We start from the raw sequence: 12415 nt of genomic DNA on the forward strand, positions 1-12415 counted from the left end.
GCTTACCCTATCACATCACGTCAGTTTCCAGGCTACCGGCAGCGGCGCGTGCCGGTAGCCGTGGCCCCGATTGGTGTAGGATAACGGCTATAACCTGAAGCAAGAGACGTTTTACCATGTTGAAGACATTTCTGATGACATTGCTGGCCGCCAGCGCGGCCTTGCTGGCTGGCTGCTCAGGCCCGGAATCTCCGCAGGAAGTTTCTGGAGCCTTCTGGCAGGCGGTTCTTGAAGGCGATGCGGGCGATGCCAGCGACTACTCCACACTGGTCGACGAGGCTGCGTTCGACAGCTTTGGCCAGAACTGGCAGAACGTGCAGGTAGCCTGGGGCCGGGTTGTCATTGATGAGCAGGTTGCCCGGGTAACCACTACCCTGAGCGGGCTAGAGGGGCGTGATGAGGCGGTTGAAACCGTCACCTACCTGGTGCGCAAGGGGGATGAATGGCTGGTGGACTACTACCGCACCGGCGACGCCCTGGAAGACGGCCCGGTGTGGGGCAGCCTGGTTGGCGAGCTGGAAAAGCTGGGCGAGGATCTTAAAGCCCGCTGGGCACAGCAATCCGATGAGCTGGCACAGGAACTTCAGCTGATGGGGCAGGAGCTTCAGCAGCAGGCCACACAGATGAGCAGTGAATTCTCGGGCCTGGCAGCAGAGTATGGTGAGCAGCTGGGACAACAAATGGAAGCCTGGTCCCGGTCATTGCGAGAGGCGCTGAAAGCCAATCCTTCGGCCTCTTCGAAAGACCGGCGCACGCTGAATGAGGCCGTTATCCAGCTTGAAGCGCAGCAGCAAAAACTGGAAGACGCGGACCTTCAGGCATTGGCCGAAAGCACCGTTGTGGCCGCAAAGACCCAGTTGCAGCTGGGTGAGTTAGGTGAGGAATTTGCCGCCTACAAAGCCGAGTGGCAGCAGCGCCTGGCCGAAATAGAATCGGAAATAGAACAGTTTATGCAACAGCTGAAGGAAGGTTAGGAACCTTTTTTGCTGGCATCCGTGATTATTCAGTACACCATCCAGTAACACCGGTCATTTTACAGTCACATTGCCCCGGCCCCCGCCGTTAGCGGTTGTAGCTGGGGTATCCTTAGCCTGTTAACAAAGTTATCCACAGATTATGTGCGTAACATTTGTGGCAAGGCCGCTTGATTTTCCCCCGGGTAACCCAGATTCTCACGGAAGAAGCTGACAAGAGGAATGCGTATGTCCGTCGAAACCAAACTTGTGGTGTGTCCCCACTGCCATAAGGCAAACCGGGTGCCTGTTGATAAACTTGCCGCCGGTGGCAACTGCGGTGCCATGAGTGAAGCCCAGATCAGCCAGTGGCTGCAAGGGCAGGCGGGATGAGGTTTCCTGCCGTAACGGTTGTACTGGTGGCTGGTGCGTTGCTGTATGTGCTGTGGGATCAGATGCAGGACGAGCCAGCCCCTGAGGACCCGGCCAGGTACACCAACCTGGCTGCCAGCCCGGCCAAGCGCAGTGACGTGGTGGACTGGGCTGTTACACAGATTCCGGAAGTCTGCGCCCAGGCAACCGGGGGTAGCGGAGAACGGTTTGATGACTGCGTGGAGCGGGCGGAGTCCCGTACCTCCACCTGCCGAAGGGCGATTTACGATAACTTTCCGGACAACGTGACATCAGAAGCAGTTTTCCGGGATGTTTCGATTACCATGATGAATTGCCTGGTTCCGGAGTCGGGCCGGGTTCAGCCCTGATTTTTTCAGTAGACAAGGAATCGTCGTTTGGAATTCATTTTTATTATCCTTGTGGCCGGCGCGGCCCTGCTGGTGCCTGTCGGTTCGCTGCTGGGCTTTCTGGCGTTTCGCCAGCGTGACCGGCACGCCTCCCGTGTTGAAGCGCTGAGCCGTGAAGTCGCAACTCTTAGGCAGGAGCTTGCCGCCCTCAAGAGCGGGAATGCTTTCGGAGAATTTGCGCAAGCAACGGCAGACCTGGCACCCGAGCAGGCGCCTGCGGCTGCGCCCGTTTATCCTGCACAAGCAGAATCTCAGGTTGTTCCGGAAGAAAATCCTCCCCAGGCTACTCCTACACCGCCGCCGCAACCCCGGCAACTTTCCCTTGAAACCCGGCTGATCAACGCCCTGAAAGCAAACTGGATGGTTTGGCTGGGTGGCCTGAGTGTAAGCCTGGCCGGAATTTTCATGGTCAGCCATTCCATCAGCGCAGGCCTGATTGGCCCGGTTCAGCAATTTGCGCTGGCTCTGTTGAGTGGCCTGGCACTGCATGCCGGTGCGGAATATCTGCGCCGGCGCCATACGGGCACCGACCAGGTGTTCGCAGCTCTGGCCGGTGGTGGCAGTATTACCCTTTATGCAGCCTTGCTGGCGGGTGTCCGCCATTATGAGCTTATCGGCCCCGTTACCGGGTTGATACTGCTGGCAGTCGTCTCTCTGGCGACCATGGCGCTGGCTTTGATACACGGCCCGTTACTGGCCGTGATGGGGCTGTTTGGCGCCTATGTGGTGCCTTTGCTGGTGGGTGGCGAAGGCGGCAGCGTCCTGTTCGTGCTGAGCTACAGCTTTCTGATTACCCTAAGCTCCATGTTGTTGATGCGGCGCGTTTACCGTGACTGGCTCTGGTATGGCACGCTGCTGGGCGCTCTGGGATGGTGGTTATTGGCGGGTATGGGCTCGGCCGCAATGCTGGCGACTGCGGGCTACCTTTCGGCGTTGTTTGTGCTGTTTTCCATGTGGCTCGGTGACGTCAGTCTTTCCGGAGAGCGTCGTCGTGAAGCATTGATTGCCCTGCTGGCAGCCTGGGCTGTGTCCATTTACCAGCAACCGGCTTCAGAGCCGCTGTTTCTGGCCTGGCTGTTTATGCTGCCGGTGGCCATTCTGGCGCCCGCCGGTCGCGGGGTACTCTGGTATCTGCCCTGGGCGACGGTATTGGTAACGGTCGCGGGTTGGCTCGGGTTTGCGGCAAAAGGCTCCGGGGCGATTTTGCTGCTTACCCTCGCCGAAGAGCAGCACGGAATATTCCTCACTTACTTGATGCTGGCCGCCGTCATTACCCTGATGTCCGGGCTCTGGCAGTGGCGACAGCAATTGCAGCTCAGGCGCTGGGCCTCACTGGTGATGCTGGCACCGGTTATCTGGTTGCTGCTGGGTTGGTTGTTGTTGGTGCCGGCAGGCGAAGCGTCTGGCGCCTGGGCCCTGGTTTCCTTGTTCGCTGGTGGTGTTTATGGCGCTCTGGCCTGGCGGCTGGAGCAGCGCAGTGAGTGGCGTGCCGGGTTGGTCTGGGCCCTGCTGGCAGCACACGCCAGTTACTCTCTGGCGGTGGTCATGTGGCTGCAGGAAGCCTCGCTTACCTTGGCGCTGGCAGCGCAGTTTGTCAGCCTGGTGTGGCTGGCCCGCCGATATCAGGCATCGGAGCTGTACTGGCTGTTAAAACTGGTGCTGGCCGTTGTGGTGGCTCGGCTGACCTTTAATCCCTGGCTGGACAACTATCAGGCGGCCAGCCACTGGACGCTGCTGACCTACGTCGGTGCTGCCGGCTTTGCGGTAGCGGCAACCTGGCTGGCCGGGCGCAGCGGTGCTATTCGCCCGTGGCTGGAGGGTGCGTCGTTGCACCTGGTTGTTTTGTTTATGGGGGTGGCCCTGCGTTTTGCGCTGTACGACGGTGACATCTTTGTTCGGGACTACAGCCTGACCGAGGCAGCTATCAATACGCTGCTCTGGGGCTCTGTGAGTGTGGTCTATGTGATTCGCGCCCGAGCCAGCGAGACTCTGGCCTGGCTGTATCGGCTGTTTGCGTGGATTTTGCTGGCCATGGCCGGGTTAAGTTACCTGGTGGCGGTTGTGGCTCATAATCCCTGGTGGACCAGCTGGGTGATTGGCGAAACGCCTGTCTTCAACCTGCTGTTACTGGCCTATGGCGCACCGGTGCTGCTGGCACTGGTGGTTAGCCGTTATCGGGAACTGGTACCCCGGCATTGGGCGCTTGCGGTGGCCGGTGCGGCGTTCCTGTTATTTACCGCCCTGGAAATCCGCCAGCTCTGGCAGGGCAGTGCCATGGCCCTCCAGCACGGCATGGGCGAAGGTGAGCTCTACACTTACTCGGTGGTGGGCATGCTGTATGCGGTGGTGGCCATTCTGTGGTCTGCCCGCAACCATAGTCTGGTATTGCACAAGGTTGGCATGGCACTACTGGGCGTGGTGATTGCCAAAATCTTCCTTGTGGATATGTCTGGCTTGCAGGGGCTCTGGCGGGTTGCTGCCTTTATGGGGCTCGGATTGGCCTTGCTGGGCCTGGCGTGGGTTTACCGCAGAAGCCGTAAGCTATAAAGTTAACAAACACTCACTTAAATAAAACGCAGTACATGAGGATATCCAGGTGACAGAACTCGTAACTTACGAACTGAACAATGGCATTGCCACCATCACCCTGAACAACGGCAAGGCCAATGCCCTGAGCCACGAGGTTTTTGAGGGGCTGAATGCTGCCCTCGACCAGGCCGAACAGGACAAAGCCATTGTGATCCTGACCGGTCAGCCCGGTATGTTCTCCGGCGGTTATGACCTGAAACAAATGCAGCAGGGCCCGAAAGAGGCCATGGCTCTGGTGAAAGTGGGTTCAACCCTGACTCGCCGCTTGTCTGCCTTCCCGCGGCCGGTGATTGCGGCCTGTAGCGGCCACGCGATTGCCAAGGGTGCGTTTATCCTGCTGTCTGTGGATTACCGGATTGGGGTGGAAGGCAGCTTCAAGCTGGGCCTGAATGAAGTGGCCATCGGCATGACCATGCATCACGCCGGTATCGAGATTGCCCGCCATCGCATGCCTGCGCCGTACTTCTACCGTTCTGTGGTGAATGCCGAGATCTTTAACCCGGAAGGCGCCATTGCGGCCGGCTTCCTGGACGAGGCGGTCGCCCCGGAACAGCTGATGGAGCGTGCGCTTGCCGTGGCTACCCAGATGAAACAGCTGAACATGACTGCCCACAAGCAGACCAAGCTGAAAGTGAAAGCCGATTACCTGGCGCTGCTGGATCGCTGCATTGAGCAGGATTTCGCTCACTTTGACCTGATGGGCTGATAGTTAGCTTCCATCCTTGCTGAACTGGCTGACCGGGCGGAACCGGAACAGCCAGGCCAGCAGCAGATCCGGCAGGGTCTGGATTCGAGTGTTGTAGATCATGGCGCTGTCGGTGTAGCTGTTGCGCAGCAGTGCCAGGTAGCTCTCGGTATCCGCCATGATCGCCATAAAGCGCCCAACCACTTCGTGATTTTTCATCTCCGGATAATCTTCAATCCTGGCTTTGAGCACCTGCGTTGCGGCCTGTTCACGGGCAAGCGTTCGCTCCACATTCGCGGCGGACTCCATGCTGGCGGGCGGCTCGGCCCGTAGTGAGACAATGCGGGCCATCAGTTGTTTTTCATGGGCCATGGCGGCCTTTACCGTATTCTCCAGCATCGGCCACAGGTCATGGCGTTGCTGCAAAATGGTGTCGATGTTGGCCCTGGCCCGGTTTACCCGGTTCTTCAGGAACACCATGTCGTTGTAATGCAGCACGCCCAGATAAAGGCACAGCACCAGCGGCACCATGAGGGCGGACAGCAGCAGGTTGTCCGGGCTGAACCGGCCATCGGCGGCGAGCAATGAGGTGGCGGTGAACAGAAACAGGCCCAGGCTGGCTGCGATGCTGACAAAACTGCGGGCGCCGCGGTTAAGAACAATGTCATCTTCATCTTTACTACTGATCAGAAACGGCGTCTCGCTGTCCTGCTGGACACTAAGGCGGTCTGGGCGCTGGTTATCCAGGCCGGCAAAGCCAAGGCAATACACCTTCACATCCGGAGCCAGCAGGCGCACGGTATAGCGGCGATCGCCTCGGTTGTGGGTGTGGGTTTTCGGATAGTCGATGGTGGCGCCCTCCGGGTACACCCGGACGCGGCCGTGGTCATCTTCTAACCAGAAGGGAACCTGTTCCTTGCGGGATTCAATGGTTTTCCATTTTTCGTCTTTGTCGGACCCGGACCTTTCCTCGACTTTGTAGTAAAAGGCGACGCAGTTTTCGTTTTTCAGCGGGTCGGTCAGCAGCGGATACTGTTCGTCGGCCCGGATTTGCCCCTTAAGCTCCGATAACCCAAAGCTCAGACCGGCGGCGCTGCTGGTAGGCACCGCCTCGATCAGTCGCTTGAGTTTCACACCTTTAATGGCCAGGTACATCAGAAACAGCGCAAGCAGCCCCGCGCCGGCGGTCAGCACCATGACCGGTATGGAGTACTCAAGCCGAGCCGGCTGCTTTTTCTCCACAGCGGCAGCGGCGAGCGCTGCGGTTTGATCGCCCAGTTCCGGTGCCGGCAGGCGTTCTTCCACTATCGTGCGGAACATCCAGCGGTCCAGCCAGCCGCTGGTGCTCAGGCGGATCAGTTGTTCCAGGGCGGCAATGTCGGCCTGTACCAGTGGTGAGGCAGAACCCTCCCGAAGCTGCTGGTAGCGGCTCTCATACAAGGTGGCGATGGCAGACCACTCCTGGTTCAGGCGGCTGACACCTAACCAGGCGAGGCTGCCGGATACCCCAATCGTCACCATCAGAATGTAGACCCAAAGCCGGTGGATTTTCAGGGCGGTGAGCGCCAGGGCCAGCCCCAGAGCCAGCAGGCCAGTCGCTATGGATATCCGGACGCCGGCGGAGAACAGCCTTTCGCCACCGTTGGTTTCCAGTTTTCCAGTGGAGATGAGGGCGGGCAGGGAGAAGCCGGACAGCCCGTCAAACCTGACTTCCCGGTGCTCACGGTTGAAATGCCCAACCACATAGGCAGTATCACCGGGGCGCAGGGCCCACTCCGAATAGATCAGGTCGCCGTCCTGTCGGTTAAACGTGCGCCGGAGGTTCCAGTCCACACCTGGCTGGTTGGTTTCCGGGTTAACGGTGGCAGCTCCAGTTGCATCTTTGACCTGGAAGCGCTCACCCCACTGGTCGGATTCCAGGGTTCGCAGCCGGGTATCGCCGTCGGAGTCCCGATAACGTTCCTGCAGCCGATACCGGTAGAACACGGCGGGCGCGCCGGAATAGGGGGCAGGGCGAGCGCCAGGGGCATCGGTTACCGTGGCTTCCATCAGGTAGGGCCCTTCTGCCAGTGCCGCCAGTGGGGTGGCTGGCAGTCTCTGCATCTGGCGGGTTTCGGTCATTTGTTCCAGCCCCTGATTCATCAGGTGCCAGCTTCCGGCCAGGCAGGCAATGGCGATGAGTGTGGTGATAATGCGCCCGGGAGTACTCGCCAGTGCCATGTGGATAAACGTCCTTTTGTTGTTGGCTGGAAAAAAGTGCAGTATACCTGATCAAATTAACCGCATGGCCCGCAAACTCAGGCGCACAGCAGCCTGGCGCGGGGTGTCCTTACCTTGCTAACAAAGTTATCCACAGTTTTTGTGGGTAAACCAGAAGGAACTGAGCCAGATGACTGACAAACCGGCCAAGCCTGTTTCTGCTTCTGCCATCGAGAAGCATGTGTATAAAGTTTTCCCCAACGACATGAATGCCTATAACACGGTGTTCGGTGGCATGATCATGGCCAAGTGTGACCGCCTGGCGCTGGTGGTAGCGGAGCGGCATTCCGCCCATGTGTGTGTAACCGCAGCGGTCGATTCCATTCACTTCCGGGCACCGGCGAAGGGCAACGACACCCTGTTGTTCAGCCTGTCGCTGAATCGCAGCTGGGGGTCTTCCATGGAAATCGGCGCCAAGGTGGAGGCGGAAAACAGTTATACCGGGGAAACACGCCATATCCTGTCGGCGTTTTTCACTTTTGTGGCGCTGGATGAGCAGGGGAAACCGGTGGATGTGCCGGCGGCGATGCCGGAAACCCCTGAGCAACAAAGGCGCTTTGATAACGCTGAAATCCGTCGGGCAGGGCGATTGAAAACCCGGGAGGAGTTATCCCGGGCAAACAGGTAAGATTAACGCGGTAGCAACTATCGCTTCCGGGCGCGAGTCGTGGTATATCAGCGCCCACCAAGATCAACTTTTTCGGAATCAGGTGTTATGCCAAAAGCGAGCGAGATTAAAAAGAACCAGGCCGTTGAATACGAAGGACGGGTGTATTTCGTTAAGGACATTGAACGCTCTGTACCCCAGGGCCGTGCCGGCGGCAGCCTGTACCGCATGCGGATGTACGATGTGGTTACCAACCAGAAGCTGGACGAGACCTTCAAGGACTCCGACATGCTGAACCTTGCGGACCTGGTGCGTCGTCCGGTCACGTTTTCCTACGCCGATGGCGACGAGTACGTGTTCATGGATAACGAAGACTTCACCCAGTACATGCTGAACAAGAGCACCATCGAAGACGAGCTGCTGTTTATCACCGAAGATACTCAGGGTGTGATGGCGATTCTGGTCAGCGATACGCCGGTGGCCATTGACCTGCCGCCCACGGTGGAGCTGACCATCGAAGAAACCGACCCGTCTGTGAAGGGTGGTTCTGCCACCGCGCGTACCAAGCCGGCTCACCTGACCACCGGACTGGTTGTTCAGGTGCCAGAGCACATCTCCACCGGCGACCGCATCAAGGTTAACGTGGAAGAGCGCAAGTTCCTCAGCCGCGCCTGATGTGTCTGATCCGCTCCGTCAGCCGACGGAGCGGATCTCGCTGCCGCTCAGGTGGCGATACCCGCCAACAGGAAGCTCCGGGTCCAGTACCAGGCTTCCCATGCTTTCCCGGTGCAGTGACGTTACCCGATTGCCCATTGCGTGGAACATCCGCTTTACCTGGTGATACCGCCCTTCAAAAATGGTGATCCTCGCCTCGTGATCGTTCAGCGGTTCCAGCTGTGCAGGAGAGGTTGTCAATTGCTCGTACTCGAACCAGATACCCTCGGCAAAGCGTAAGGCTGTCTCCGGGCTGATGGGGTCAGCTGTTGTTACCCGGTACACTTTTGGAATCTTCACGGCAGGTTCTGTCAGCCGGCGAGACCAGGTGCCGTCATTGCTCAGAATCAGCAACCCGGTGCTGGCCCGGTCCAGGCGCCCACCAATGTGCAGGTGCGGGCGTAACTCCGGCTCAATCAATTCCATAACGGTGGGGTGCTGGTCGTCCTGGGTGGCACTCAGGTAGCCGGCGGGTTTGTGCAGCATCAGGTAATAGGCCGGTTCGGCCTGCTGGATAATGTCCTTGTCGATCTTCACTTCCCGGAATCGGGAGATGTCTTCGTTGCCGTCCCGACAGACCGAACCATCCACCCTTACCCGCCCGGCTGCCAGTAACTGACTGGCCATGCGGCGGCTGATACCGTTCTGGTTGCTGACGATACGGGCAAGCTTCATTCGGCGGGTGGGGCAAGTCGGCTGAGATTGTTGACCAGCTTGCGCCAGCCAATCGGCAGGCGCGCTTCCAGCGTATTCAGCCGGGCTTTTTCTGCCGGCAGCGGTTCAATGGCCTGCTTGTGGCCGTAGATCACCCAGTTGTTGGTTTTGCTTTTGAATACCAGTAACAGGGGAAACTGGCGCCGGAGTTCCCGCAGCAGTTTGCCATCCGGTTCTGGCATACGGTGATAGTTCAGCACCAGCCAGCCCCGGGCCGACAGCGCCCGACTGCAGGCCTTGATGAACTGGCGCTGGCTTTGGGCAGGGCTCATGCGGTCTGCGCTGTACAGGTCGGTCAGGATCATATCGGTACTGGCTTCCGGTAAGTTATCCACCGCCACGCGGGCATCGGCAATGTGGATATCAAGCCGGTCAGACTCGGGCAGGGAGAACCACTCCCTGGCAATGTCTGCCACCTTGCGGCGCAATTCATAAACCTCGATGGACGCTTCCGGCAGCAGGGTGAACAGGCCATGGGCCAGCGCGCCACCACCCAGCCCCAGGACGGTCACTTTAGATGGAGTGGTGAAGGCGAGGGGTAAAAGCATGGCGCGGTTGTATTCGTGTACCGGAACCTGGGGCGCCGTGCGCAGAATCTTGCTTTGCTCGAACACCGAATCAAAGCTCAGGATTCGGTGTTTTCGGTCGTCAATCACCAGGATGTTGCCGTAGTTATCCCGAGCCACATGGACAATATCGCCCTTGATTTCCGGGCTTTTAAGAATGGTGCCCATCAGTTTTTGGCGTAGCGCTGGTGCAGTATGCCAACGCGTTCAACATAGGCCTTGGTTTCCGCATAGGGGGGAATGCCGTTGTAGCGCCCGACGGCACCCGGGCCGGCATTGTAGGCGGCCGTAGCCAGGCGGATATCGCCACCAAAACGTTTGAGCATTTGGGCCAGGTAATCGACGCCGCCACGAATGTTGTCCTGTATGGCAAACGGGTCGTTCACGCCCAGCTCATCGGCCGTGCCAGGCATCAACTGCATCAGCCCCTGTGCGCCCACGGGAGAAACCGCTTTGGGATTAAATGCCGACTCGGCATGGATGACCGCCCGAACCAGGGCCGGGTCTACATCGTATTCCCGCGCGGCGGTCAGGATTTCATCCCGGTAGGGTGTCAGGAACAGGGGAGTCTTGTGCCAGTCCACCCTGGAACCGGGGTCGCAGGCATAGCAATGGAACCGGATAACCTCCACCTCGGCGTTACCCGGGCGCTGGCTGCTGTAGGCCACCACGCCATGTTCGTCGGTGTAGCGATAAACCGTTTCGGTTTTGGTAGAGGCCCGGGGCTGTGCCTTGCTCTTCACGTTGGTGTATTCCACCCGGCCATCCGGATGGACAATGCGCTGAATGCTGTCGGCCTTGGCGTTGCTGACCAACGCCATCGCCAGGAACAGGCCAGTGATGAGGGCTCGTGCCGGTGTGTTCAGGAAATAGTTACGCATTGCTCGCCTGGGGATAAACAGCCTACCAACGAATTTACCGGGATTGGCTGTGGGAATGTACCGGTAATTGTAGGATTTTAGTGCCGTGATGATACGGAATGTTGATGGGTTCACAAGAGGCTTTCGGTAACTCGGCGATGCTCTTGTGCAGACAGTAGGCTACACTGCTAGGAATATGACAACACGGGAGTATTCCATGCCGTTCTCGCCAAAGCACCTTGCTGAACTGAACCTTCTGCTGCAGTTCCCTTCAACCTCCACTCAGGAAGGTATCAAGGTTCATGCCCATTCCGCTGCGCCGGAGACCGTCAAGGCAGCTGAAACGCTGTTTGCCAAAGGTCTGATCAGCCAGATGGACGGAGGCTACCTTACCCCCATGGGGTGCGAGGCGGTTGAGCTTACCCAGAAGCTCCAGGCGATGATTGCCGAGCCCTGACACCAACCTGTTTGAAACAGTAGCGCTGCACCCGGCCAAAACGGTCGGGTGGGGTGCTTTGTTATTCGTGTAGCGGCAGCCGAAACCTATGCCACCGATCTACTACTCCCTGTTTGTGCCCGCGCTGTTCGTCTGGTTGTGGAGCACCGGTTTTATTGGCGCCAAGTACGGCTTGCCTTATGCAGAGCCATTTACCCTGCTGCTGATTCGTATGCTGTTGACGCTCATACCGTTAACCGTTCTGGCACTGGTGATGAAATCACGCTGGCCGGGTTGGCGCGGAGCGGGGCACCTGGCGGTGACCGGGTTGCTGGTGCAGGGAACCTATTTGGGCGGCGTGTTCTATGCCATTGACCAGGGCATGCCGTCTGGGCTGGTATCGTTGATCGTTGGCTTGCAGCCCCTGGTCACGGCCCTGGCGGCGGTCTTGTTGCTTCGGGAAACCGTGGCGGGCCGTCAGTGGTCAGGGTTGGTTATGGGATTGGTGGGGGTGGCCCTGGTGCTGGCTGAGAAGCTCGGGGATGGCTCGAACGGAGCGGGTTTCTCACCGGTTACCTTGCTTTGGGCGGGGCTGTCCCTGGTTGGTATTTCGCTGGGAACGGTTTATCAGAAGCGTTTCGGAACCGGGGTAGACCTGATCTCCGGCACCATGATCCAGTACACCGCCGCCGCTGCCTTGTTTGCCCTGGGTGCTTTTACCCTGGAAACCCGCGAAATCCAGTGGTCACTGCAGTTCAGCCTTGCCCTGGGCTGGCTGGTCTTCGGGTTGTCGGTAAGTGCAATCCTGATTCTGATGTGGCTGATTCGCAGAGGGGCTGCTTCCCAGGTGGCGAGTCTGTTCTACCTGGTGCCGCCGGTGACGGCGCTGGAAGCCTTCATTCTGTTTGATGAACGGCTGGGGCCAATGGCGATAGCCGGTGGCGTGGTCGCAGTAGCCGGGGTGGCCCTCGTTGTGACCGGAGGGCCACGACCGGTGAAAACCTAGACCTTGGGGCCTTTACCGCGAAGCATGTTGAATAACAGGGACACGACCAACAGCACAAGGAAGATGAAAAACAGTATCTTCGCAAATCCTGCCGCAGTTCCCGCAATGCCTCCGAACCCGAGAACTCCCGCGATAATCGCAATAACAAGACAAACTATAGCCCAGTAGAGCATCTCCTATCCTCCGTTTCAGGGGTGCCCTTTAAAAGTGGCACAGTCCTTCAGGA

14 protein-coding genes are annotated in these 12415 nt (G+C 58.7%); 9 read left to right on the forward strand and 5 right to left on the reverse strand.

Annotated elements, in window-relative coordinates; translation table 11 throughout:
• Positions 1–116 precede the first annotated feature (116 nt).
• From Q668_RS02070 to Q668_RS02085, 5 genes are all read left to right on the forward strand, one after another.
• Entirely contained in the window at positions 117–974 is an 858-nt protein-coding gene (locus Q668_RS02070) for a hypothetical protein (protein WP_022987931.1), read from the forward strand.
• Between the two features lie 228 nt (positions 975–1202).
• Positions 1203–1346, forward strand: coding sequence for a hypothetical protein (locus Q668_RS17180; RefSeq protein ID WP_022987932.1), 144 nt, complete (start codon positions 1203–1205; stop codon positions 1344–1346).
• A complete protein-coding gene (locus Q668_RS02075) occupies positions 1343–1714 on the forward strand; it encodes a hypothetical protein (RefSeq protein WP_022987933.1) in 372 nt (123 codons plus the stop codon). Before Q668_RS17180 ends, Q668_RS02075 begins: the two co-directional genes overlap by 4 nt.
• A 27-nt stretch (positions 1715–1741) precedes the next feature.
• The gene (locus tag Q668_RS02080; protein ID WP_022987934.1) at positions 1742–4300 is read left to right on the forward strand and encodes a DUF2339 domain-containing protein; all 2559 of its coding nucleotides are present in this window, start codon (positions 1742–1744) and stop codon (positions 4298–4300) included.
• 49 nt (positions 4301–4349) lie between these two features.
• Complete coding sequence (locus tag Q668_RS02085) at positions 4350–5048, forward strand: crotonase/enoyl-CoA hydratase family protein (RefSeq protein WP_022987935.1); 699 nt, start codon at positions 4350–4352, stop codon at positions 5046–5048.
• Positions 5049–5051: 3 nt separating this feature from the next.
• Here Q668_RS02085 and Q668_RS02090 read toward each other — a convergent pair whose 3' ends face one another.
• Entirely contained in the window at positions 5052–7247 is a 2196-nt protein-coding gene (locus Q668_RS02090) for a LemA family protein (RefSeq protein WP_022987936.1), read from the reverse strand.
• Positions 7248–7416: 169 nt separating this feature from the next.
• Between Q668_RS02090 and Q668_RS02095 the strand changes: the two genes are divergently transcribed.
• Both Q668_RS02095 and yeiP read left to right on the forward strand, forming a co-directional pair.
• Entirely contained in the window at positions 7417–7914 is a 498-nt protein-coding gene (locus tag Q668_RS02095; RefSeq protein ID WP_022987937.1) for an acyl-CoA thioesterase, read from the forward strand.
• An 87-nt stretch (positions 7915–8001) separates the two neighbouring features.
• The gene (yeiP, locus tag Q668_RS02100; protein ID WP_022987938.1) at positions 8002–8568 is read left to right on the forward strand and encodes an elongation factor P-like protein YeiP; all 567 of its coding nucleotides are present in this window, start codon (positions 8002–8004) and stop codon (positions 8566–8568) included.
• An 18-nt stretch (positions 8569–8586) separates the two neighbouring features.
• Here yeiP and Q668_RS02105 read toward each other — a convergent pair whose 3' ends face one another.
• The 3 genes from Q668_RS02105 to Q668_RS02115 are packed head-to-tail and all read right to left on the reverse strand — an operon-like array spanning position 8587 to position 10768.
• Entirely contained in the window at positions 8587–9282 is a 696-nt protein-coding gene (locus tag Q668_RS02105; protein WP_022987939.1) for a pseudouridine synthase, read from the reverse strand.
• Positions 9279–10055: a spermidine synthase gene (locus tag Q668_RS02110; RefSeq protein ID WP_022987940.1), complete on the reverse strand. Its 777-nt coding sequence runs from the start codon at positions 10053–10055 to the stop codon at positions 9279–9281. The genes Q668_RS02105 and Q668_RS02110 overlap by 4 nt, the downstream gene beginning before the upstream one ends.
• Positions 10055–10768, reverse strand: coding sequence for a lytic transglycosylase domain-containing protein (locus Q668_RS02115; RefSeq protein WP_022987941.1), 714 nt, complete (start codon positions 10766–10768; stop codon positions 10055–10057). Before Q668_RS02115 ends, Q668_RS02110 begins: the two co-directional genes overlap by 1 nt.
• A gap of 196 nt (positions 10769–10964) precedes the next feature.
• On the opposite strand from Q668_RS02115, the gene Q668_RS02120 reads away from it, so the two are divergent.
• Both Q668_RS02120 and Q668_RS02125 read left to right on the forward strand, forming a co-directional pair.
• Complete coding sequence (locus Q668_RS02120; RefSeq protein ID WP_022987942.1) at positions 10965–11204, forward strand: TIGR02647 family protein; 240 nt, start codon at positions 10965–10967, stop codon at positions 11202–11204.
• A gap of 88 nt (positions 11205–11292) precedes the next feature.
• Entirely contained in the window at positions 11293–12189 is an 897-nt protein-coding gene (locus Q668_RS02125; RefSeq protein ID WP_022987943.1) for a DMT family transporter, read from the forward strand.
• Here the strand turns inward: Q668_RS02125 and Q668_RS16745 are convergent.
• Positions 12186–12362, reverse strand: coding sequence for a DUF1328 domain-containing protein (locus Q668_RS16745; RefSeq protein ID WP_022987944.1), 177 nt, complete (start codon positions 12360–12362; stop codon positions 12186–12188). The two genes, Q668_RS02125 and Q668_RS16745, sit on opposite strands and share 4 nt — an antisense overlap.
• Positions 12363–12415 lie beyond the last annotated feature (53 nt).

This window comes from Marinobacter sp. ES-1 (genome assembly GCF_000475255.1).
Taxonomy (GTDB): domain Bacteria; phylum Pseudomonadota; class Gammaproteobacteria; order Pseudomonadales; family Oleiphilaceae; genus Marinobacter; species Marinobacter vinifirmus.